The following is a 22317-nucleotide window of genomic DNA, read 5'->3' on the forward strand; positions in this document are numbered from 1 at the left end:
GAATATGCTTGATCATTTTCTAAAAAATAAAAAAAATTCAAAGTTGCTTTCGAAAACTATCCTTGGACTAGAACGAGAAACCGTTCGCACAAGTAGCAAAGCTGAGATTAGCCAGAAAACTCATCCAATCGGTCTTGGATCTGCATATACTCATCCATTAATAAAAACAGATTTTTCAGAATCTCAAGTTGAATATTCTACTAAGCCGTCAGCGAAGACCAAGTCTGTCCTCAAGAACCTATCTGATCTGCATGTATTCACTTGGGAGAATCTAGATTCTGAAGGTTTGTGGCCATTTAGCATGCCACCCAAATTGCCTGAGTCGGAAGCCAAAATTCCACTCGCGATTTATGGAGATACGGAGGATGCAAAAAAGAAAACAATCTATCGTAACGGACTTGGCTTTCGTTACGGACGAAAAATGCAGACGATATCTGGAGTGCATGTCAATGTAAGCTTCTCGAAATCTCTTATGGAATGGGCGTCCATGCAGAGGTTTGGTAAAAAGTTAGACATTCATACTCAATCTCAGCTCTATTTAGATACAATTCGTAACTTCAATCGATATTCTTTTTTGATTTTATATTTTTTTGGAGCATCTCCGGCTATGGATAGTAGTTTTACGAAGAAGCTTCCTGGTTTAGAGAAATGGGATGATAATACCTTCTATGGACCACATGCAACAACTCTTCGTTTGAGCGAGTTAGGTTATACAAGCCAAGTGCAGAACAGTTTGTACATATCATTCAATAGTTTAAAAGAATATATCAATGGGCTTTGTAAAGCGATCAGTACAACTTTTGCTCCATATTCTCAATACAATCCGAAGAAATCCTCTTCTAAGCTAAAACAACTCAACGATTTCTATTTACAGATCGAAAATGAATATTACACACTTGTCCGTCCTAAGCAAATTCCGAGATCGGGTGAGCGACCGATCGATTCATTAAACGAGAGAGGAATTCGTTATATAGAAGTACGATGTATTGATGCTGATCCTTTCAGTCCTATTGGAGTCTCTGAAGAGGCGATACTTTTTACCCAATTGTACTTACTCTATTGTCTACTCAATGATTCTCCGAAGATGGATGAAGCGGAAAAAAAACAATGGGATAACAATCAATATGAAGTTGTCTGGAATGGACGAGACCTAAATACCAAATACAAAGTGTTTGAAGAAAACAAAACGATTGTAGAATGGGGCAATCAAATCTTGGATAAGTTACAAGGCATAGCTGAGTTCTGGGATCAGGAAACCAAGTCAGTAAAATTCACTGAAGTGATAAAAAATCAAAGATTCAAACTTTCTCATCCGGAAGAAACTCCGAGTGGTGCCATTCTTAAGATTTTTGAACGAGACAAAATTGGTTTCTTAGAACTTGGAATGCGATTATCCAAAAAATATATGAACTACTTTTCCCAAAGAGGAATCGATAGCTGCCTTCGCTCTGATTTGTTAGAAATGAGTAAGGTATCTTTTGCTGAACTAAAAAAATTAGAAGAAGCAGATAAGATTCGAGAAAAGAATTTGGATAAAAAACATTCGAAGAATCTAGAGATCGATAAAGCTTCAGAAATCATCAAAACAAAAAACTCAGATAAATCCAATCGCCCGACACTTGTGGAATTAGCTAAAGTTTGTTGCGGCAGGTCGTAAAATATGGATGAGTATATTCTGCCAGGCAATGAGGATATGGAAATATCTACGCAAATTATTTTAAGAGAAGCAGCAGCACGTGGAATTCAATTTGAAATCTTAGATAGGCCGGAAAACTTCATTGAATTGATCAAAAATGGAAAGTCTGAATTTATCAAAGAAGCATCGAAAACCAGATTAGATAGTTACATGACCTATCTAGTGATGGAGAATAAGATTGTCTCCAAAAAAGTTTTGTCAACGGCTGGTCTTCGAGTTCCTATTGGAGATTCCTATTCCAGTGTGAATTCGGCTAAGTCCGATTACACAAAATTTAAAAATATAAAAAAAGTTATTAAACCTGTAACAACGAATTTTGGTATTGGGATTTTTATTTCCGAACCAAATGAATCCGAGGAAGAATATCTAGATAAAGTAAAAGCCGCTCTAGAATTTTCCCCATCTGTGATTGTTGAAGAGTTTCTCAATGGACCCGAGTACCGTTTTCTTGTGTTAGGTTATAAAGTAGCAGCTGTCTGCAATAGGATTCCTGCGAATGTAGTGGGGGACAACTTGCATACAGTAAGCGAACTTGTCGATATAAAGAATCAAGATCCACGAAGAGGTGTTGGACACAAGACTCCGCTTGAAAAAATCCAAAAATCCAATATTGAGACAGAAATTTTAAAAGTCAATGGTCTCAATTGGGATTATATTCCTAAACAAGGAGAGATCGTTTATTTGCGTAAGAACTCCAATATATCAACTGGTGGAGATTCCATAGATGTAACGGACCTGGTTCATCCCGACTATTTTAAAATTGCAGAAAATGCGGCGAGGGCAGTTGAATCTCAGATTTGTGGTGTGGATATCATTTCAGAATCAATTGAATCCCTCCCGTCATCAGAAAATTATGGAATCTTGGAAATCAATTTCAATCCAGTATTGTACATTCATGATTTTCCTTATGAAGGAAAGAATCGCAAAGTGGGTGCTAAAGTTTTGGATCTACTGGGTTTTTGAAGTTGTTAATATTTTATTTCGATAATGGAAGCCAATTAGAAAAAAGTTGACCTTCCTGGCCGTAAATAGGAATATATGGAAAGTCTATTTTACTTAAAGGAATCGAGCTGAATGAAAAGATTTATTCTTATCGTCAATATTTTATTCATAGTGTTTTTAACCTTGAATTGTTCTGCAAGAAATTACTATTATAGTGATAAAATTACCAATATTCCCATCAGAAGCAAACCTCCAGAAAAATTAAGTCATGATGATCCAAATTTTCCAAAGGAAGAATATGCTTTGTTAACTTCAACCAACAACGTATTTATTCGAGAACTTGATGATGAATTAGTCGGAGGTTTGGGAAATTTATTTGAATATATAGTAATTCTTCCTGGGAAGCATACTGTTTCTGTAAGTTTAAACTCAATGAATGCAAAATCGTATAACGATCTGGAAGTTGAGTTTACTGTTAAAAAAAATCAGACTGTAGTTATTTGTGCATCAATTTTTGACAAAAAATGGAAACCGAGAGCCCATATCTTGGATGGCTTTTTGCCAAAGCTATTAGAGACAAAAGATTATCCTTATCCTTGTAGATAATATAAAAATAAACTAATTTAAGCTTGAAATTTATTTTTTAGATAATGGATAATGTCGTTACTTTCATACATTTTGGTTTCGCCGTCTACCATAAATGGAACCTGATTGATTCCACCCAATTGCACGACTTCTTCTCTACCTTTCGTTCCTCTGTATGCTTCGATTAGTTCATAATCTTTACCTGATTCTAGTCCAAGAGAATCCAGGGTTCTTATAACCCTGGCACAATACGGACAAGTTGGAAATTGATAAATTTTTATCATAATTTAGCTGTATCTTAAGATTTGATTTTGGATTCAAGATCTCCGGACTGGCTCATTTGAACAACGATATCATGTCCACCAACTAACTCTCCATTGATGTAAAGCTGTGGAATAGTAGGCCAGTTGCCATACTCTTTGATTCCTTCTCTGATCGCTGGATCTGAAAGTACATTGAAACTTCCGTAGTCAGTAGAAATCGAATTCAAGGTCGACACTACGCCCGCAGAAAATCCGCACATGGGTTGAGCCGGTGTTCCTTTCATGAAAAGAAAAACCTTTTTGCTTGCGATCATATCTTCTATTCTTTGTTTTGTTGCTGCGTCCAAAATTATTTACTCCTTGTTTCTAAACCTAATGCATGAACTTCTTGCTTGAGTTCTTCTCGCAATGTATCGTAGACCATCCGATGCTGTTCTAATATTCCTTTTCCTTCAAAACCTGGATAGACTACGATTGCTTTGATATGGACACCGTCGTTGTACGGGTCTCGGATTTCGACCTGGCTTCCTGGTAGTCCAGATTCAATTTTTTTTCTGATTTCCTCTACAGTCATACTAACTATTAGACAAAACTAGCTTATTAGCTAAATAAGAATTTTGTTTAATTATATATTCTATGTATTCTTTTGGAACTTCTGGCAATAGAGATTTCAGTACAGAATTTTTACGAAGTAGAGATTCCGTCCATTTTAAAAGCTTTGGAGTGAGAATGAACTTCTCGTCGGAATGCAATTCTATAAATCGAAATCTTTGAAGTAGTGGAGCAACAGAGCTGTCTGCGAGCGAGAACTGATTGCCATTGAAAAATAAATCATTGTCAGCAATATCTGGCAAAATTTCTTCGAGACGATTGAGTTTGGATAGAATTGATTCTTTGGTTTTATTATATACGGATTCTTCTTTGGTTACTGCCAGCATATATTGATCAACGAGGATTCCACTTGAGAATTCGATCCATGCTCGATTCTTAGCCTTAAGAAGAGGATCTTGAGGATGAAGTGCAGGCTTATAGATCTCATCTAAATACTCATTGATTACTGCAGATTCAAATAAAACTTCTCCATTCGTTTGTAGCACGGGAACTTTACCGAGGGGTGAAATTTTGAGAAACCAATCTGGCTTATTGCTTAAGTCAATATATTCAATATCAAAATCTACATTCTTCTCTTTGAGCGTGATCACACTTCGTTGGACATAAGGGCATAGTTTGAAGCTTATTAATTTTGGTTTACTCATAGTAATTCCAACATATAAAAAAATAGATTGATGTCAAACTAATTAAAATCTACTTCAAAATTTGGATTTCTAGAGCATGCAATCCAGAACTGAATTCATTTGAGAGTAGAGCATTGATCCTTCTGTGGGATTCAAGAAGTGTCAAGTCTTCGAAAGCTTGAGATTTTACTGCAATTCGAATATGTGTCTCGTCAGAAGAATCTTGGCCTGCATGACCTCGGTGCTCGTCAGTGAAATCAGTCACTTTGAGTTCTAAAGGATTCAATTCTTGTGTTAATTTCTGCTCTATGCGAGAGACTCTAGTATCCATCAATTTCTAATCCCATAACCACGAATCATTAGTATTACATTTAAAATAAAAAATACAACGCAAAATACTAAAATGATTCCGAAGGCAATCCAGATATTGATATCTGTTATTCCAAGAAATCCATATCGAAATGCATTTACCATATAAAGGATCGGGTTTGCCGCAGACATTGTTTTCCAAAATGGCGGTAACATATCAATCGAATAGAAGACTCCGCCCATATAGGTGAGAGGAGTTAGAATAAAAGTTGGAACCATTGATATATCGTCAAAACTTTTGGCAAATAGAGCATTGGTAAAACCACAAAGTGAAAATAAGAAACTTGTAAGTAATACTACGAGAATGATTATCATTATATTGTAAATTGGCAATGTAGTAAATAGCAAGGACACAATTGTTACTAAGGTTCCAATGATTAAACCACGAAGAACACCACCTAATGTGAATCCAAAAACTATGATTGCTGGATGAACTGGGGAGATGATCAATTCTTCAATGTATTTTTGAAATTTTGCCGAATAAAAGGACGAAACCACATTGTTGTATGAATTGGTGATTACGCTCATCATCACAAGACCTGGCACTATGAATTGTATATAATCGAATCCACCCATCTCACCTACTCGAGATCCAACCAATCTCCCGAAGATGATAAAATACAATGACATTGTGATAACAGGTGGGATTAATGTCTGAATCCAAATTCGTGTCATACGAACATATTCTTTGTTGATGATAGTTTGGAGTGCAATCCAATTGGTTTGAAAATTCATTACAGTGATTTCTCCACAAGATTTAAAAATAATTCTTCTAGGCGATTGGATTTGTTTCTCATGCTCAAAACTTCAATATTTGATTGGTCCAGAACTCTAAACAAGGAATTGAGACTTGTATTTCTTGAAAATGATACATCCAAAGTCTGGTCATCAATCATATGAATTTTCATTCCGGGACATTCTATCTCAGAACTCACGGGAGCTCTAAGATCCAAAATGATATTTTCTGAATCCAATGACTCAAGAAGTTTTTTCATAGAGGAATTTTGAACAATTTTTCCTCTATCAATGATCGCTATATTTTTGCAAAGATTCTCTGCTTCTTCCAGATAGTGGGTTGTTAATATGATTGTTGTTCCTTTTCGGTTTAGATCAATTAGGAAGTCCCACATAGACCGCCTGAGTTCTATATCCACACCCGCTGTTGGTTCATCTAAGATCAGAAGTTTTGGCTCATGGACTAGGGCTCTTGCTATCATTAGCCTTCTCTTCATTCCACCCGAAAGCTTGCCTGCTTGCAGATGTTTCTTGTCACTAAGCCCAAGTACATTCAAATAGTGATCTGCTTTCTCACTTGCAATCTTTCTTGGAATTCCATAATAACCTGCTTGATTCAAGATAATTTGTTTGATATTTTCGAATATTCCAAAGTTGAATTCTTGCGGAACGATTCCAATCAAAGATTTTGCTTTTTCTGATTCAGAATTGATATCAACTCCGAACACTTTGACCGTGCCGGACGTTTTGTTTACAAGAGAGGAAATGATTCCAATTGTTGTTGATTTACCTGCACCATTGGGACCAAGTAGTGCAAAGAAATCTCCTTGAGAGACATTCAGATCAATTCCTTTTAGTGCCTGCATCCCGTTGGAATATGTTTTGGTGAGAGAATTTATTTCTAAAGCAAGTGTTGTGTTGTCGTTCATGTTATGTAATTTATTCTATTCTGATTTGATTTGATTTGATTATAAGTTAGAGTATTCTATTCTATTAAGGTTTATTAATTCTTATCAATATTATTGGTATTTAATGTCGGATAGTTCCGTTTTTTCAAACGTGATTTGGTAAAAGGTACAAGCGAACTGGATTTTTTGGCTTTTCTACGAAAATCTTTTTGCAATTCTTCAGGCAATTGAAGAATATCTCTGCAATCTGTACTGCAGCATCCATTGAGTTCTGAATTGCAAGAATCGCAAATTAGCATTAGAACATGGCATCCAAGATTTTTGCAATTTGTATGAGTGTCACAAGACGCGTTGCAAATATGGCAATGTCCTAGAACTTCATCTGTTATTTTCTCACCCAATCTCTCATCGAAAACAAAATTCTTACCATGGAACTTAGAAGTTAAATTCTTCTGCTTGATTTCTTGTGCATAAGATATAATTCCACCGCGCAATTGAAAGACATTATTGTATCCATGATGCTTGATAAAAGCAGATGCTTTCTCACAGCGAATTCCACCTGTGCAATACAGAAGAATTTGTTTATCTTTGTGATTTTCAAGAATTTCTAAAACTTCTGGTAATTCATCTCGAAATGTTTCTGCATCAGGCAAAATTGCCTTCTCAAAATGTCCCACTTCCGATTCATAACGATTGCGCATATCAATACATATCGTATTCGAATCTTCTAATTTACGATTGAACTCTTCTGCATTCAGATGGGTTCCAACATTTGTAACATCGAAACTATCATCTTCAAGTCCATCGGCAACAATTTTGTTTCGCACCTTGACAATCAATTTCAAGAAAGCCTCTTTTTTACTTTCTACTGCAATGTTTAGATACATATTCTCGAAATAAGAAATTGATTCCAAAATAGCTTTGAAGTTCTCCATTTGAAAATCAGGAATACTGATCTGAGCATTGATTCCTTCACGAGCAAGATAGATTCGACCAAGAACATTGATTTTGGATAATTCCGCAAACATCGAATCTCGGAGTGTTTGCGGATCCAAAATATTTGCATAACGATAGAACGACAAATTGATTCGTTCAAAATTTTCTTTCTCTATTCTATCTCGAAGAGTTTTTGTATCGTATATATTAACTTTTCTTGCCATTTTATAAATCCTCAAGCATTAGAAATTTGAACTATTCTAAGCAAGTAAATCCCGCGCTTTACGAAATGCATTTCTTGCAATTTCTGGAAGGGCAGGATGAATATAGATCATATTCAGATAATCTTCTATAGTCGAGCCCATTGTCATTCCAAAAATCATAAGATGTATTAGATTGGACGCTTCATCTCCAATGATATGGGTTCCGAGTAACTTTCTGGTTTTACGATCTACCAATATTTTTACAAAACCAACTTCTGGAAGTCTTGCCATACCAGTAGCAGATCCAGAATAATTGTGAATTACCGAGAGATAATCGAATCCACCGTTTCGACATTCTTCTTCTGTTAAGCCCACATTTGCAATTTCTGGATAAGTAAATATAGCACTGGGCATAGGAGGATAGTGAATCGGTTGCTGTTTTTCTTTTTTATACAAATTGTCAAAAAGATATTCACCTTCAAAATTCACCGAATGTCGGAAGAAATATCTCCCGATTACATCTCCCAATGCAAAGATATTTTTCTGAGTGGTTTCAAGATAAGAATTGGTTTCAATATAACCAGAACGATCTAATGTGATTTTTGTATTCTCAAGTCCGAGATCATCTGTATTGGGTCTAATCCCAGTTGCAATCAATAGTGCATCAGCTTCAAGGATTGTATCATTATCATCTGTTAGTTGAATCTTGAAGATTCCATCTTTATATTCAACTTCTTGAATATTAGTGTTCTCATAAAAATTTACTGTATTCGATGCATGTTTACAAAAAGCTTCTCGAATATCATGATCTACTTCGCCAAGAACTCTAGATCTCGCTATAAAATCTACTTTGCTTCCAAATGCTGCATATGCCATACCCAATTCCAAGGCAATAAAACCAGCACCAAGTACAACAAGCCTTTTGGGAATTGTCTCAGATCGCAATGCTTCACGACTAGTCCAATAGGGAGTTTTATCTAGACCTTTGATATGGGGAATCATCGGTCTGCAACCAACCGCAAGAAAAATACGATCACCCGTAATAATCTCACCTCCTACTGAAATTTCTTTTTCTCCTATAAATTTAGCTCTATGCGGATAGAAATCTATATTGGGATGCTTATCATAAACAGGAGGAATACTTGCTGATTCAGAATCTACTGTATTGGAAATTCTTTGAATCATTGATTGAAAATCAATATTCCATTTATCTGATTTTTGTATATTCAATCTTGATAAATCTTTGGTTAGATGGATGATATCGGCTGGATAAATTAACATTTTGGACGGAATGCAACCTCGGTTTAAACAAGTGCCACCTGGTGATTCCATCTCAGCAATAGCAACTTTTCGTCCTAGATCGGCAACGGGTCGAACCAATTTTGTTCCGCCACCCGAACCAATCACAATTGTATCATAATGTTTCATTGAATAAAAGGATTTCTGTTGCCTTGTATTTTTTCAATGAACAAATTGCGAGATCTTTCCCAATCATCTGGTGGATCCATCAAATTCCATTCAATTAATAATTTCTTGTAGTTTGATTGAATTTTTACTCCGTACTGCTTTTCCATATAAAAGTAAGTTCTTGCTATATCTCCTCGAATCTCTTCTCTCGGTTCGGCAATTTTTTTACGGAAATCTACTTCAAAATCACAAGATCCGTACTTACGAATTTCACCAGGTATGATTCCAAAATCAAAATTACCTCGATCATTATTGATTTCTCCGGGAACCGGACGAAGATTGTGCATATCTCCTTCCATTTGATTGAAGGCAGGATCGGTTTTAACACAGCATTTTCTTCCACGAAGGTTTCTTCCATTCACTTGACAATTGGTTTTGGTCCAACAAGCGAGTTGTGAGCCAAAATGTCCAGCAGCAACAATATGTTCCCATTCAATTCTACGCGAACGATTGGGATCTTTTCTTGTTGCTATTCTGCAATCATCAGTCACAGACAAAATGCTATAACCATCTTTAAATATTCGCTGCATTCCGCATCCGCAGTAAAAATCTATGGGATGATTTTTATAAATTTTTCTCAGTTCAATTTTTGCCGCACGAAAATTGAATTTGTTTTTCGAAGGAATTTGCTCAGCAAAAATAGACTCTGCTGGAATTGTAATGTTCCTATCTGATTCAATCGGTTTCGAATCACTATGATCTGTATCAAGAAAAGAGGCAGAGGAAACTTGGTTAGAATTTTTCTTAGGTGAAACATTTCTTGTCGGAAGACAAGATACTAAATACAAAATCGATACCAATGTCAGAAATCCCAAAAGAGTCGATATCCAATCCTCCGATTTCGTTCTCGATTGAGAATCGGCTGTATTCAACTCGACTAAATAATTATTTATCATTCGATTTGGTATTAAATTATTGGAAACGATTGAATTGTACCTCCAGTAGAAAAAAGAAAATCCAAAATATTATTTGTAAATTTAAAAAATCTTTCTATATACGAATTATTAAATGTCATTGAGGGCTAAACTGCTAAGATTTAGTTCTTATCTCAATTCTTTAGACGAATACTGGAGTAACCATAAGTCCAAGAATGCATAGGAAACCAAAAAACCACGTTATTGATCGGATTCTAGGTAAGTCCATAATATAGAATATAGAATAGAACAATCTGGATATAAGAAAGGCAATTGCAAGTAGATTGAAAACATCGATTGGAGTCTTGCCCAACATAGAAATGATCACGGAAATTCCGAACGCTGGAAATATTTCCATGGAATTCAGATGGTTATTTAGAGCTCTTTTGCCCCAGCCAGTCAATCTAGATTGTTGAGATCTGGGATCGGAATTATCATAGAATTTGTCCAAATTTCTCATTGCGATTGCAACAGGAATTTTGGTAGCATAAGTAAAACAAAAAGCGATAGCAATAAAAATAAATGCTGTAGTCATAGTAGAATCATTTATAAAAGTTCTCTATCAGTCAAGTGTTAGATTACCAATTGTCTCTAAGTTTTCGCAATTGTAAGAAAATTTCTTTTTCGGACAATATCAGTTCTGAATCATTCAAAGAAGATCTCATCCTTTTATTGCTCAGCTGAAAGAAAAGATTCAATTGCTTTTCTAGACCTAGATTCGATAAAAGAAATCTATTTTGTTTCTTGAGATTGACTACTTCATCCAAAATATCTAAAGCCAATTGGTTTGCAGGATCTATGGACAAGGTAAATCGTAAATTGTTTTCGAAATAGTCATGTCCAGGATACAATATGACATCATCTGGTAGTGGATTGTAATAATTTCGAACTGTATTGTACAAAGTCTCTGGATCGCCTCCTCTTGAACAATTTCCGACACTTGCATTAAATAGGCTATCTCCCGTTAGAGTGAATAGGATTTTATCATTCACGATTCCGAGAATTGTTATATGACTAAATGTATGACCCGGTGTATCCAAAATCTTAAGGTAACCATGACCAAAGAAAATCACTTCATTCGCATTTAAGCTACGAATTGAGTTTGGAATTTTAGATCTTGCAAATGGATGAGTCCATATTCCTTCCTTAGTATATTCAAATAATCCTTTATTGCCACAGATGTGGTCATTGTGTTCATGTGTATTGATAATTGCATGAAGACTAAGATTATTCGATTCGAGGTAACCCAGAATCTGTTCTGGGAAATGGGGATCGATGCAAATCGCGAGCTTGCTTTTTGCATCAATGATTAAATATGTAAAGTTACGAAGGGAAGAATTGGTATATAACTGGACAACATCCATTCATTCTTAGGTTAGGAATTTTGGTTTGTATCCTGATTCCATCAATTTTTTGGTTAGGATTAGAGATTCCTTTTCCAATTTGGAAATTTTCTTTTTCATGAGATTGATTTCAGATTGCAAAGATTGGTTTTGTTTAACCAAATCTTTCACGTCTATTGTAGAACTACTTTTAATTGTTTTGGTTTTTTTAGCTTTTGCGATTTGTTTATTAACTTTTTTCTTAACTGGTTTTTTCATGATAAAATGTCCATTAGAAACTTTCATTCCATGATTGAAACATTGTAAAGTCTTTTTCTATTTGAAAACGAGAAGCGGATAGATAGTCTAGAACCATCCGAAAACTCACATCCAGAGACGCGTTCAAAACTTGGCTTGCGATGGAACGAATCACACCTGCATGAGAAACTATTAAAACTCGATCTAGATTCTCCGAATGGATAGCATGAATGGTTTTTGCGATGCGATCTTGAAAGTCAGGTATGGCTTCTCCTTCGGGTGCGGGTTCATTGGGAAAGTTATTTAGAAAGGAAGAATACAATTCTTTATCATCTTCATCGACTGCAAGGTCAGAATGTGATTTAGACTCCCATCTTCCAAAGGAAATTTCTCTCAGCTCTTGTTTGAATATGAGCGGAATCGTTGGATCTAAATGAGATTTAATTGCTTCAGCCATTTCTGAACATCGAAGCAAATCCGATGATACAATAAGTTCTGGATCAAAAAGTTTTACTTTCTCGATGAAGCTATCCGATGGGGAAAAGGCTATCGATCTCGGATCCATCTGTCCGAGGAAGCGTCCATTCCAAATCTCGGGAAGTGGAGGGTGACGAAGACATAGAAGGTTCAAAATGGACTGCCATTGGATTTAAAATATATATCAATAAAAAATGCAAAATATACAAGAATCTCCATAACCTGATTTACAGCTCCGAGAGTATCTCCCGTATAACCTCGAATTTGCGATTTTAGATAAAAATGTGCGCAAAATAGCAAGAGTATAAAAAAACTAAACAGCAGAAACCAAATAACAGGAGAATATCCAAGAAACATGGAAACGATTATCCAACCAATCGCAGAGGAAAATAATGCCTTCGGAAGACTGACATCAAGAGCCATAGGTTTGTCCAGATTTCTATTGCCGACGTAAGGAAGAGTATAGTTGAGTGGAATTATAACAGTTCTTGCTAGCACATGAGCAACCAAGATTGCAATCCAACCATTCGATCTATCGAGAGATGACAAAAGTAGGAATTTGAAACCCATAAGAAAAATCAATCCCATAGTTCCATATGTTCCAAGTCTTGAGTCCTTCATTATCTCAAGCTTTCGCTCTACATTAAAACTCCCACCAAGTCCATCACAAGTATCAGCAAAACCATCTTCATGAAAAGAACCTGTGATGAGGATTCCTGCACCTAATGCAAACCAGACAACTAGCAGATTTCCAAAAAATGTAAAGCTAAAATAGTAAAGAGAGGCAAGGATTCCACCTACAATCAAGCCAACAAGAGGAGAGTAGTGGTGGCAAGTCCTTAGCAGATTGGGATGGTAGCGATGGGGAAGTGCCGGAATTCTAGTAAGAAACATCAAGCAGGCAGCAAACCTTCCGTATTCTCTGGCAAAAAAGTTTTTAGGCAACCAGTTATCATCTTCTAAATTATCAATATTTTTTGAATTCATATTTTCATCTAGGATAGTAGAATACTATAGCAGCTCCGACAAGACCAACGTATCAATAGAGAATTCTTGTACGGATGGAATGTGGATGTTCCTTGATTCGGTTTTTTAGTTCATCACCCAAATTCTTATCAATCTCCATGGATAGATAACCAATCTGCATAGATGTAGATAGATTTTGAGTCAAAATATTTCCACCCATATCACTTACTATACTATTGATATCACGTAAGAAACCTGGTTGGTTCTTATGAATATTTAGAATTCTGTGAAACCCTGGTTTGATTGTGCCAAGTTCAATATTGGGAAAATTTACCGATAGAGAAGTGGATCCGTTGTTGATGAATTTTAATAATTTTTCTGCGACTTCTGTTCCAATATTTTTCTGAGCCTCTTCCGTGCTTCCACCAATATGAGAAGTGAGAACAACATTTTCTAAATTGTGCAATGGAGATTTATAAGATTCACCATTTGCTTTAGGCTCTTCTGGAAAAACATCAACGGCAGCCCCAGCCAAATGACCAGACTTGAGTGCTTCAGTAAGATCATCAATTTGTAGAACTCGACCCCGAGATGCGTTGATCACGTAAGATCCTTTCTTCATTAGTTGAATATGTTTTTTCTGAAATAGATTCATAGTCTCTTCTGTTTCTGGAACATGAAAAGAAAGAAAATCTACATTCTTAAGTACGTCTTCGTAGGTAGGAAGTGATACTGCATTTCCAAGAGGAAGCTTGGTTTGGATATCATAAAAAATAACTTTCATACCCATTGACTCAGCAAGGACAGAAACTTGTGATCCGATATGGCCATAGCCAATGATACCTAGAGTTTTGCCTCGGATCTCAAAACATCCGTCGGATACTTTTGTCCATTTGCCTTCGTGATTGTTGCGAATCTGATCGGACAGTCTACGTGCGAGCATGATGATTTCGCCAATGACAAGTTCTGCGACGCTACGAGTATTGGAATAGGGCGCATTGAATACGGGAATTGCGCGACCTTCTGCTGCTTGCGTATCCACTTGGTTGGTTCCAATGCAAAAGCATCCAATAGAAAGAAGACGTTTCGCTTTTGCAATAACTGGTGCTGTAACATTTGTTTTGGATCGAATTCCAAGGATATGAATATCGGGAATTCTTTCGAGCAATTCCTGCTCAGTCAGGGCAGCTTTTTCTAAGCGGACATTGAATCCATCCGATTCGAAGAGTTGAAATGCGTCTCTGTGAATGTTCTCGAGTAGGAGAACATTGATTTTTTTCTTGGGATAAGAAACTTCCATAATTATTTTCCATAATCCAATGATCAAATGGAATGGAAATTGAAATTTTCTTTGCACTCGGAAAAGATTCTAAAACACTGGAAGTCAGAGGTATTTTACTTTGAAAAAAATTCTTATCATCTTCCTGACCATTAGTTTTCTTATTCTAATCAATTGCGGTAAATCTAAGTCAATGGAAATCATTCCTGAGCCGGTCGTGGATCAAGTGTCCATCATCTCCGATGAAATATGCTTAGATTCCATACTCTGGGTATTCCCCGCCAATCCATGCATTAGCGTCAAAGGAGAAAAGGACAATACAACACTCAAGACAAGATACTATTTAGTTTACAATTTGAGTAGCTTTGATGTAGAATTTCCTGTTGGAATCTCGATGCAATTGGGAACAAGTTACAATAATTTATTGAAAGTGAGTACAGAATACGGAGCGACTCTGCAATTGATATCCGAAATCCCAGAATCTTTGATTTCCACTATTCTTAATTCTGACAAAATCCTCTTAAGCTATACGAATCGAAAAGAAACTCGCAATATAGAGTTATCAGCGGGTGATAGATCGGATTTGAAAGACTACTTAACCAAGATTTCAAGCCAACTCAAGTCTGAGCCAAAATTGAAGATCGTTAAATAAATAAAATCGGACTATATTTCAATATCTTTGAATATTCAAATATAGTCTTCTGCTCGAGATTGATTATTCATTCTCGAGACTAAATCATTCAATTCTATTCTTTTCTCATAAGTGGGAAAAGGATAGTATCACGGATTGATTGGCTGTTGGTGAATAGCATTACCAGTCGATCGATTCCAATTCCAAGGCCGCCTGTCGGTGGCATACCATATTCTAATGCTCGAATATAGTCTTCATCCATCATAAATGCTTCATCGTCTCCAGCTTCTCTCTGTTTCACTTGGTCTTCGAAGCGAGCTTTCTGGTCAAAAGGATCGTTCAACTCGCTGAATGCGTTACCGATTTCACGGCCAGCAACATAGGGCTCAAAACGTTCAACATAGTTTGGATCATCTTCTCTCGATTTCGCAAGAGGGGAAATTTCTTTCGGAAAATCTGTAATAAATACAGGTTGGATAAGATTGGGTTCAACCAATTCAGAGAAGACATCATCGGCAACTTTCCAAATCGAAGTCGCTTTGGATGAATCCACTTTTACTTCTTTTGCCTTCGCCTTAGCTTCCTCGACTGATGTGATTTGGGAAAAATCGATTCCAGAATATTCTTTGATGATATCAACATATTTTTTTCTCTTCCAAGGAGCACTGATATCTATCTGATCTTTTCCATAAGCAAACTTGGTTCCGATCCCGATTTTTTCGGCAACGCCAATCACCATTTTCTCAGTGAGAGTAAGCATTGTCTCCATGTCACCGTAAGCCATGTAAACTTCGAGCATGGTAAACTCTGGATTGTGCTTGGTCGAAATTCCTTCATTACGAAAATTTCTATTCAATTCAAATACACGATCCATCCCACCGACGATCAATCTCTTAAGATAGAGTTCTGGTGCAATTCGCAGGAATAAATCCATATCCATCGTATTGTGATGAGTGATAAAAGGTTTTGCGGCTGCACCTCCGGCAATCACTTGCATCATCGGAGTCTCCACTTCGAGGAAACCTTCATTGATTAGAAAATTTCGAATTTCTTGTACAATTTTACTACGTGTTAGAAAGGTTTTCTTGACATGATCGTTAACAACAAGATCAACGTAACGCATTCTATAACGTTGTTCAACGTCCGAGAATGCGTCATAGATAACCCCATCTTTTTCCTTCACGGTTGGAAGAGGGCGTATGCATTTGGCAAGTAGTGTAACTTTCGTTAGATGAAGTGTGATTTCTCCTTTTTGTGTTCGAAAAAGAAATCCTTCGATACCAATATGATCTCCAAGATCGAGTGATTTGAAAATTTTATAATTGTCCTCGCCCATATCGTCGCGAGCAGCATAGATTTGAATCAATCCTTGTTTGTCTTTGAGATGTCCAAAACTTGCTTTGCCCATAACTCTTTTGGCATGCAATCTTCCAGCCATAAGATAGGATTTCTTTGTTTCTGCGTCTTCGTCTTTGAATGTATCAATTAAGTTTTGCGAGAAACCATTTGGGAAAAAACGAAGCGGATAGGGATTGATGCCTTGGCTTTCTAAGTCACGAACCTTTTGGATTCTTTGTTGTATGAGTTCGTTTGATTCTTTGTCTTCCATAATATTAGTAATAGCCTCTAAACTTGTAGTATATGTATAAAAATAGCTCTTTTGTCATATGTCCTACACCCGCTTCAGTTAGAAACCAATTTGTTGATGTATAACCTGAAGTTGCAGGGTAAATGGAGACTTCTATGCCGATTGGATTTAAGTTCTTTTTGTACGTATTCAAAATCCTCTGCGATTTGTACTCGTCTGTAAAAACCAAAATGGATTTTGAAGGATCATTTACGAGATTCTTAATCAAACCCTTGGAAATATAGAAACTAGATCCTGACTCGCCCTCTGACTGATTGATAAAAGAGATCTTTTCTTCCTTGATGCTAATATCCGATAGAGATTGCAGAATTTTTTCCCGTCTAGAATTTGCATCCTTATCAATGAGGATTTCCGAATCATTGCCGATTGCGCTTGGTAGAATGATCCATACTTTGTCAAAAATTTCTTTCTTATGCAAAGGCTCGATGAGTTTCCATTGTTTGAAAGAAGAGGTTGAACTCAGTTCGATGACGAGGATATCTGCCTTCTTCCAGAATCCACCGTATTTCAAAAGAACTGGACTGAATAAGATTAGAGCGATAAAGCCCAAGGAAGGAATTCCCACTCCCCAGAAAATCAATCTGGCTTTGGCAAATAAATCCCCGACGGGCATACTGGAAACAGGTCCTGGCATCTTCCGGTAAGTTCTCTCTGAAATCGGAATCTGACAAGAGAAAAACCAAAAAACTTGACTCACCACCTTCATTCCCTAACTTGGCATTACGTTTGCGCTCGGATGGTGGAATTGGTAGACACGCTACTTTGAGGTGGTAGTTCCGAAAGGTGTGGGGGTTCGAGTCCCCCTTCGAGCATATCTTATTACTACTCCCCACAATACTCTCACCTAAGCTAAATATCTTCTCACTGCTAGTTTTCACTTTACCTGAAGATAATAAATCACCTAAGTTCTTCTTGCTACTACTTCTAAGAGCTACTTGCTTGTTCACCGTATAACTGCTACAAGATAAAGACTCACCCTCTGTATAACTGCCTGTGAAAAATAACCTAGCTAAGTCCTTATTGTATCTTAAGTTTCCTAAGAAGGATAGCTCATCTAGATACACCTGAGACCACTTAGGTGACACGTAGTAGTATTCCAAAGAATATACTCACGGAGAGGCATGAAATTCATTTTGAGCTATAATAGCTATTTTGATCCTCATGCTGGATTCGAATCTATACCTGTTATAAAATACTTCCATATACTCAAATAGAAAAAATCGAGTTTTTTTATATCTTTTGTGGATTAAAAACTCTCTTTGTAATGTTGAGAAAAACGATTCGGCTGGAGCATTATCATAACAGTTATCTTTCCCGCTAATATTTTGAGTAAACCTTTTTATGATTTCCCTCTGTAGCTTGAGAAGGAGTTATTCTTTTTCTAATTCAAGTGGCCTTAAAAGAAGAATTACTTGAGAGGCAGCAACTATTCTTGCAATGCCTGCTGAAAATTCCCAAATCTAAATGATTGAGTGAAATTCTCATACTCTTTCTTTCAACAATAATAGTTGACCTTTCATAATACCATTTAAGAAGAATTAAGAAACTTATGATCCATCCAAAAAGCAAATTTCTGGTTTTCTGGGATATTCTGATTTTAAACTTCGTTATTTATATTGCTATCCAATATCCACTAAGGTATATTATACGATATGAACCTTCTGTTTTTCATCATTTAATGGATTATGTGACAACAATATTTTTTGTTTCGATTTAATAGTACAATTTCGAACAGGATACTTGAAGGGTGGTTATCTTGTGTTAGATCAAAAATCCTTTGCCAAAAGATATCTGAAGGGGCGAGATTCAATCAATTATTATAAAAGATCGTATAATCTTTAAGCGAATTTACTTAAATATAGCTTATCCCTATATTCCAGATCCCCTATATATTTCTCTTAAGATTCTGAATTTATTTTTCCCTTATTCTCAGCTATTTTTTGAGGTGTAAATATTTGTTGTAGTTTTATATTTTTTCTTTATGATAGACGATATATTCTCACTGAGTTCAAATTAGATATCAAAAATACGACTAATTTATTTCCAAATATTATACAATAATACAATTTTCGCGAGTATCTTTGCCTAAAAAATAAACAAGTTTCTAGAAAATTAAGGAAGCTTTATATTCATTGATTATGAATTTAAAAATTGACAACTATCTAAAAATTCTAATATTAGTTTATACATGCTCATGCATATTGTTTCAGGCTTTATTTTATTAGGATTTTTCTCGCAATGTATTCCATCAAAAATATTAGATCCTTGTGATCTCGAGAATCCGTCCTTTTCTGATACATTGGTTATGAAATCATTGATTGGTGACGATTCACCACACTGCGGAGTAAGCGTTCCTAGAGTTCCCGAAGACTCCATACCGCTCTGTGAGAAAGAGTCATTCGAAATCATCCAGACGAATAATTCAGTTGATTTTACATCCGAACTAAGGACGCAAAGTATTTTAGGAACCTCTGGGATAGCAACTGCTGATATCATTTCAATCCAAGGACTTAATGGAATGAACAAATGGCAAGGAGCTGTAATTGCACCTAATGGTAAATTATATGGAATTCCTTTTAACTCCACGAGTGTATTGATTCTAAACCCAAATGATAACTCAATTGATACAACGAGTATTTCAGGTCTAAGTGGATCTTTAAAATGGGTTGGTGGAGTTCTAGCGACTAATGGAAAAATTTATGGAATTCCATTTAACTCAGCGAGTGTCCTTATCATTGATCCAACTAACAATACTATAGATACTACATCGATAACCGGTTTCACGGATAATGGCAAATGGGTTGGTGGGGTTCTTGCCCCTAATGGAAAAATTTATGGAATTCCATATAATTCAACCAGCGTCTTAATTATAGATCCACAGAATAATACTGCAGAAACTACATCCATTACTGGTCTCATTGATAGTACTAAATGGGCAGGTGGAGTTCTTGCGCCTAATGGCAAGATTTATGGAATTCCATTTGACTCAACGAGTGTTCTTGTCATTGACCCGACTAGCAATACAGTGGATACCTCCTCGATGTCTGGTTTGACAGGATCTATAAAATGGTATGGAGGGGTACTTGCACCTAACGGTAAAATTTATGGAATACCTCGTAGATCAGAGAGTGTGCTTATTATCGATCCTATCAATAATACAACTGATACTAACACAATTACTGGGTTGACTGGCGATGATAAATGGTATGGTGGGGCACTAGCTCCAAATGGTCTCATTTATGGAATTCCAAATTTTTCAACAAGTGTATTGATTATTGATCCAACTAAGAATGTTGCAGATATTGCTTCGATATCAGGACTCTCAGGCAATGCCAAATGGATAAGCGGAGTGCTTGCAAACAATGGAAAGGTCTATGGAATTCCATTTACTTCAACAACTGGTTTAGTTATAGATACAAAATCTAATGGAATTCTCTGCAAAGCCATTACAGAGTCCGCTTATTTAAATAAATACTGATAAAGTGTAATTATTTTCCAATCCTCATTTATTAATTAATATCTTCTCACCAATTCTAGTGTCACCGGAATCTTTAACTTATATATATTAAATAAAATAATGAGTTATCGTTACTTAGGTAAAAACAGAGTTCTTAGATATTTAGAACGAAACTATGGTCTTAACTAAACAGACTAGCCTTATTTGATAAAAATAAATGCACTTTTAAGGTCGATTCTTAAGGATGAACATATTGGAAGAATTTAAAACGTTAATATAGGGGAATAAAAAATATAACTAATAAGTTTTGCAATTATTTTTATCCTCAATTCTAGCATTGCGGTTTAATATTATTATACTTGCAAATAAATATATATTAATTCTTTAATTTAGTTATCAATCAAAGTTTATGGGAAATCAATCTTATCCTTCAATCAATAATCAAGTGAGACATATTATGAAAGCTATACAATCTGGTTCTCGTTTAAAGGTGTCTGGAGAGGATGGAACTATGGCAGATTCCTTCACTGGAGCGGCCGAGATTCATGATTGGATAATTTCGTACGATTCTAAAGATGGGGTTTTCATTGGTGAATTGACTTGGGGAAATTTAGAGCACGGTGCTTCCTATGGACAAAAAGGTAGTTTTCGTTGGAACCAATCAGATTTTAAAACACGGTTACTTTTATCTTTGAATGCAAGTAAAAGAGAAGGGAATGCAAAAAGAAATTTCCATTGGTCATTAATACACTAAATTCAATAAATTATTTAATTTAGATAATTTGGATAGGCTTGCTATTCAGGATTATACTTATCTTCGAGCTTTATTAGTTGCATATAGTATCATGCACGGACTTTAGTCTTGGTTCTTGTTCACTTGACTAGATACAAATTGTTGGACGACAGAGTTTTTTAATCTACCAATCTAAACTACAATAATATTTCTGATTATGGCAGATACAATGCAGTTTTTGAGGATTTAAGAACTGAAGCGGACTTTTTGGAAAAGATTTAAATATTGACTAAAAAAAAATGTCCGAATTCACTTGATGATTGACGACTGAAGAAATAATCAAATCAGCATTGTAACCAGCTATAAATTAAATTCCTAAAAAGCATTTGTTTGTTGTTACTTGCATATATATTAAATGAAAATAGTATTTTCCAAAGATCATCTTTTAAAAGTATTTGTTTCAACATATCAGATCACGCGAGTTATTGATATTGAAGTCGACCAATTTTTGAATCCAACTGAAAACACTCTTCTTTGCGATTGGATTGATGGGATGGATTTAATAAGGAAGACAAATACTCAATTAGATCATTATAGAAACACTTTCAACTCTTCTATACCAGAAACTGACTTTACCAAATTATGGACTTCTAATACATCGACTCTAGGCGATCTCGCAGAAATTATATCCAAACACTCTGAACCAATGGAAATTAGCCCATGGAAATTTGGAGGCCGACAATCTAAACATGGAAGTATTTTAAGGTTTCTATTGAAAAAACTAAATTCTTTTGATTCGAAGAAACGAATAACTGGAACCACATCCATAAACACTCTAGCTAAAAAGAAAGATTGGTTTTTTGTTGATAAAATAAATACAGCATTTCCTGGAATACTTCCTCCACCGATATTTATATCCCATTCAAAGCTTGTCCCAATTCACATTCGTAGGATCCAGAAGTTTTTTCTAATCACATTAGTTGCTTTGGCCATAGGTCTAATATCATCTATTTTCTACAATTGGATAGAGTTATTTTTCGCATTTGTAATTTCACTATTAGCTTTAGTAATTAGTATGCTAATATATAAGAGGGTCATAAAGATTCCAAAGACTGACCATTATATTTTTCCTGGAATTGGAAGTATGCGAACACTTGTTTGTATAATATGTTCGAAGACGTAATGAGAATATCATGAAGAAAATTCTCTAATATCCAAATTGCATATTTTATCAGGAAGTCTGCAGTTATCTAATTAATTTCTATTATCTACATATTTTTTTTTAATTTTAAT

At 35.6% G+C, this 22317-nt stretch carries 25 protein-coding genes and 1 tRNA gene; 8 read left to right on the forward strand and 18 right to left on the reverse strand.

Going from position 1 to position 22317, the window contains the following annotated elements:
* Positions 1-4: 4 nt before the first annotated feature.
* The 3 genes from gshA to O4O04_RS10090 all read left to right on the forward strand — a co-directional run bounded on the left by gshA (position 5) and on the right by O4O04_RS10090 (position 3244).
* Positions 5-1657 (forward strand): glutamate--cysteine ligase, encoded by a 1653-nt coding sequence (gshA, locus tag O4O04_RS10080; RefSeq protein ID WP_272535803.1) that lies wholly within the window; start codon positions 5-7, stop codon positions 1655-1657.
* Positions 1658-1660: 3 nt separating this feature from the next.
* On the forward strand, positions 1661-2659 hold the full coding sequence (gshAB, locus tag O4O04_RS10085) for a bifunctional glutamate--cysteine ligase GshA/glutathione synthetase GshB (protein ID WP_272535805.1): 999 nt from the start codon (positions 1661-1663) through the stop codon (positions 2657-2659).
* Positions 2660-2770: 111 nt separating this feature from the next.
* Positions 2771-3244, forward strand: a complete 474-nt coding sequence (locus O4O04_RS10090; RefSeq protein WP_272535807.1) for a hypothetical protein — start codon at positions 2771-2773, stop codon at positions 3242-3244.
* A gap of 17 nt (positions 3245-3261) precedes the next feature.
* Here O4O04_RS10090 and O4O04_RS10095 read toward each other — a convergent pair whose 3' ends face one another.
* From O4O04_RS10095 to serA, 16 genes are all read right to left on the reverse strand, one after another.
* Positions 3262-3507, reverse strand: coding sequence for a glutathione S-transferase N-terminal domain-containing protein (locus O4O04_RS10095; protein WP_272535808.1), 246 nt, complete (start codon positions 3505-3507; stop codon positions 3262-3264).
* 14 nt (positions 3508-3521) lie between these two features.
* The gene (gene grxD / locus O4O04_RS10100; protein ID WP_272535809.1) at positions 3522-3833 is read right to left on the reverse strand and encodes a Grx4 family monothiol glutaredoxin; all 312 of its coding nucleotides are present in this window, start codon (positions 3831-3833) and stop codon (positions 3522-3524) included.
* A 2-nt stretch (positions 3834-3835) separates the two neighbouring features.
* Positions 3836-4060, reverse strand: coding sequence for a BolA/IbaG family iron-sulfur metabolism protein (locus tag O4O04_RS10105; protein WP_272535811.1), 225 nt, complete (start codon positions 4058-4060; stop codon positions 3836-3838).
* 1 nt (position 4061) lies between these two features.
* Positions 4062-4742 (reverse strand): glutathione S-transferase family protein, encoded by a 681-nt coding sequence (locus tag O4O04_RS10110; protein WP_272535812.1) that lies wholly within the window; start codon positions 4740-4742, stop codon positions 4062-4064.
* Positions 4743-4791: 49 nt separating this feature from the next.
* Complete coding sequence (locus O4O04_RS10115) at positions 4792-5052, reverse strand: BolA family protein (protein ID WP_272535813.1); 261 nt, start codon at positions 5050-5052, stop codon at positions 4792-4794.
* Positions 5052-5825, reverse strand: a complete 774-nt coding sequence (locus O4O04_RS10120; RefSeq protein ID WP_272535814.1) for an ABC transporter permease — start codon at positions 5823-5825, stop codon at positions 5052-5054. The genes O4O04_RS10115 and O4O04_RS10120 overlap by 1 nt, the downstream gene beginning before the upstream one ends.
* Entirely contained in the window at positions 5825-6754 is a 930-nt protein-coding gene (locus O4O04_RS10125) for an ABC transporter ATP-binding protein (RefSeq protein ID WP_272535815.1), read from the reverse strand. Before O4O04_RS10125 ends, O4O04_RS10120 begins: the two co-directional genes overlap by 1 nt.
* 74 nt (positions 6755-6828) lie before the next feature.
* Positions 6829-7893 (reverse strand): oxygen-dependent tRNA uridine(34) hydroxylase TrhO, encoded by a 1065-nt coding sequence (gene trhO / locus O4O04_RS10130; RefSeq protein ID WP_272535816.1) that lies wholly within the window; start codon positions 7891-7893, stop codon positions 6829-6831.
* 36 nt (positions 7894-7929) lie between these two features.
* Entirely contained in the window at positions 7930-9300 is a 1371-nt protein-coding gene (locus O4O04_RS10135) for a dihydrolipoyl dehydrogenase (protein ID WP_272535817.1), read from the reverse strand.
* Entirely contained in the window at positions 9297-10235 is a 939-nt protein-coding gene (locus O4O04_RS10140; RefSeq protein WP_272535819.1) for an endonuclease, read from the reverse strand. The genes O4O04_RS10135 and O4O04_RS10140 overlap by 4 nt, the downstream gene beginning before the upstream one ends.
* 160 nt (positions 10236-10395) lie before the next feature.
* Positions 10396-10788, reverse strand: a complete 393-nt coding sequence (locus tag O4O04_RS10145; protein ID WP_272535820.1) for an MAPEG family protein — start codon at positions 10786-10788, stop codon at positions 10396-10398.
* 43 nt (positions 10789-10831) lie between these two features.
* Positions 10832-11617 (reverse strand): hydroxyacylglutathione hydrolase, encoded by a 786-nt coding sequence (locus O4O04_RS10150; RefSeq protein ID WP_272535821.1) that lies wholly within the window; start codon positions 11615-11617, stop codon positions 10832-10834.
* A 6-nt stretch (positions 11618-11623) separates the two neighbouring features.
* Positions 11624-11854 (reverse strand): hypothetical protein, encoded by a 231-nt coding sequence (locus O4O04_RS10155; protein WP_272535822.1) that lies wholly within the window; start codon positions 11852-11854, stop codon positions 11624-11626.
* A 13-nt stretch (positions 11855-11867) separates the two neighbouring features.
* The gene (locus tag O4O04_RS10160) at positions 11868-12464 is read right to left on the reverse strand and encodes a histidine phosphatase family protein (protein WP_272535823.1); all 597 of its coding nucleotides are present in this window, start codon (positions 12462-12464) and stop codon (positions 11868-11870) included.
* Entirely contained in the window at positions 12461-13297 is an 837-nt protein-coding gene (gene cobS, locus O4O04_RS10165) for an adenosylcobinamide-GDP ribazoletransferase (RefSeq protein ID WP_272535824.1), read from the reverse strand. Before cobS ends, O4O04_RS10160 begins: the two co-directional genes overlap by 4 nt.
* A 52-nt stretch (positions 13298-13349) precedes the next feature.
* A complete protein-coding gene (gene serA, locus O4O04_RS10170) occupies positions 13350-14576 on the reverse strand; it encodes a phosphoglycerate dehydrogenase (protein WP_272535825.1) in 1227 nt (408 codons plus the stop codon).
* Positions 14577-14676: 100 nt separating this feature from the next.
* Between serA and O4O04_RS10175 the strand changes: the two genes are divergently transcribed.
* The gene (locus O4O04_RS10175) at positions 14677-15207 is read left to right on the forward strand and encodes a hypothetical protein (protein WP_272535827.1); all 531 of its coding nucleotides are present in this window, start codon (positions 14677-14679) and stop codon (positions 15205-15207) included.
* Positions 15208-15301: 94 nt separating this feature from the next.
* Here the strand turns inward: O4O04_RS10175 and lysS are convergent, their stop codons facing one another.
* Together lysS and O4O04_RS10185 are read right to left on the reverse strand one after the other, a co-directional pair.
* Complete coding sequence (gene lysS / locus O4O04_RS10180; RefSeq protein WP_272535828.1) at positions 15302-16795, reverse strand: lysine--tRNA ligase; 1494 nt, start codon at positions 16793-16795, stop codon at positions 15302-15304.
* Between the two features lie 4 nt (positions 16796-16799).
* Positions 16800-17531, reverse strand: a complete 732-nt coding sequence (locus tag O4O04_RS10185) for a hypothetical protein (RefSeq protein WP_272535829.1) — start codon at positions 17529-17531, stop codon at positions 16800-16802.
* Positions 17532-17564: 33 nt separating this feature from the next.
* Here O4O04_RS10185 and O4O04_RS10190 point away from each other — a divergent pair.
* The 4 genes from O4O04_RS10190 to O4O04_RS10205 all read left to right on the forward strand — a co-directional run bounded on the left by O4O04_RS10190 (position 17565) and on the right by O4O04_RS10205 (position 22207).
* A tRNA-Leu gene (locus O4O04_RS10190) sits at positions 17565-17646 on the forward strand.
* A gap of 1382 nt (positions 17647-19028) precedes the next feature.
* Complete coding sequence (locus O4O04_RS10195) at positions 19029-20312, forward strand: Kelch repeat-containing protein (RefSeq protein ID WP_272535830.1); 1284 nt, start codon at positions 19029-19031, stop codon at positions 20310-20312.
* A gap of 436 nt (positions 20313-20748) precedes the next feature.
* The gene (locus O4O04_RS10200; RefSeq protein ID WP_272535832.1) at positions 20749-21045 is read left to right on the forward strand and encodes a hypothetical protein; all 297 of its coding nucleotides are present in this window, start codon (positions 20749-20751) and stop codon (positions 21043-21045) included.
* 394 nt (positions 21046-21439) lie between these two features.
* Complete coding sequence (locus tag O4O04_RS10205; RefSeq protein ID WP_272535833.1) at positions 21440-22207, forward strand: hypothetical protein; 768 nt, start codon at positions 21440-21442, stop codon at positions 22205-22207.
* Positions 22208-22317 lie beyond the last annotated feature (110 nt).

The organism is Leptospira sp. GIMC2001 (genome assembly GCF_028462125.1).
In the GTDB taxonomy this organism is placed as follows: Bacteria; Spirochaetota; Leptospiria; order Leptospirales; family Leptospiraceae.

Bases quoted from the DNA above. Each gene is read 5' to 3' on its own strand.
- gshA (WP_272535803.1), top strand. From the start codon at position 5: ATGCTTGATCATTTTCTAAAAAATAAAAAAAATTCAAAGTTGCTTTCG.
- gshAB (WP_272535805.1), top strand. From the start codon at position 1,661: ATGGATGAGTATATTCTGCCAGGCAATGAGGATATGGAAATATCTACG.
- O4O04_RS10090 (WP_272535807.1), top strand. From the start codon at position 2,771: ATGAAAAGATTTATTCTTATCGTCAATATTTTATTCATAGTGTTTTTA.
- O4O04_RS10095 (WP_272535808.1), bottom strand. From the start codon at position 3,507: ATGATAAAAATTTATCAATTTCCAACTTGTCCGTATTGTGCCAGGGTT.
- O4O04_RS10105 (WP_272535811.1), bottom strand. From the start codon at position 4,060: ATGACTGTAGAGGAAATCAGAAAAAAAATTGAATCTGGACTACCAGGA.
- O4O04_RS10110 (WP_272535812.1), bottom strand. From the start codon at position 4,742: ATGAGTAAACCAAAATTAATAAGCTTCAAACTATGCCCTTATGTCCAA.
- O4O04_RS10115 (WP_272535813.1), bottom strand. From the start codon at position 5,052: ATGGATACTAGAGTCTCTCGCATAGAGCAGAAATTAACACAAGAATTG.
- O4O04_RS10120 (WP_272535814.1), bottom strand. From the start codon at position 5,825: ATGAATTTTCAAACCAATTGGATTGCACTCCAAACTATCATCAACAAA.
- O4O04_RS10125 (WP_272535815.1), bottom strand. From the start codon at position 6,754: ATGAACGACAACACAACACTTGCTTTAGAAATAAATTCTCTCACCAAA.
- trhO (WP_272535816.1), bottom strand. From the start codon at position 7,893: ATGGCAAGAAAAGTTAATATATACGATACAAAAACTCTTCGAGATAGA.
- O4O04_RS10135 (WP_272535817.1), bottom strand. From the start codon at position 9,300: ATGAAACATTATGATACAATTGTGATTGGTTCGGGTGGCGGAACAAAA.
- O4O04_RS10140 (WP_272535819.1), bottom strand. From the start codon at position 10,235: ATGATAAATAATTATTTAGTCGAGTTGAATACAGCCGATTCTCAATCG.
- O4O04_RS10145 (WP_272535820.1), bottom strand. From the start codon at position 10,788: ATGACTACAGCATTTATTTTTATTGCTATCGCTTTTTGTTTTACTTAT.
- O4O04_RS10150 (WP_272535821.1), bottom strand. From the start codon at position 11,617: ATGGATGTTGTCCAGTTATATACCAATTCTTCCCTTCGTAACTTTACA.
- O4O04_RS10155 (WP_272535822.1), bottom strand. From the start codon at position 11,854: ATGAAAAAACCAGTTAAGAAAAAAGTTAATAAACAAATCGCAAAAGCT.
- cobS (WP_272535824.1), bottom strand. From the start codon at position 13,297: ATGAATTCAAAAAATATTGATAATTTAGAAGATGATAACTGGTTGCCT.
- serA (WP_272535825.1), bottom strand. From the start codon at position 14,576: ATGGAAGTTTCTTATCCCAAGAAAAAAATCAATGTTCTCCTACTCGAG.
- lysS (WP_272535828.1), bottom strand. From the start codon at position 16,795: ATGGAAGACAAAGAATCAAACGAACTCATACAACAAAGAATCCAAAAG.
- O4O04_RS10195 (WP_272535830.1), top strand. From the start codon at position 19,029: ATGCATATTGTTTCAGGCTTTATTTTATTAGGATTTTTCTCGCAATGT.
- O4O04_RS10200 (WP_272535832.1), top strand. From the start codon at position 20,749: ATGAAAGCTATACAATCTGGTTCTCGTTTAAAGGTGTCTGGAGAGGAT.
- O4O04_RS10205 (WP_272535833.1), top strand. From the start codon at position 21,440: ATGAAAATAGTATTTTCCAAAGATCATCTTTTAAAAGTATTTGTTTCA.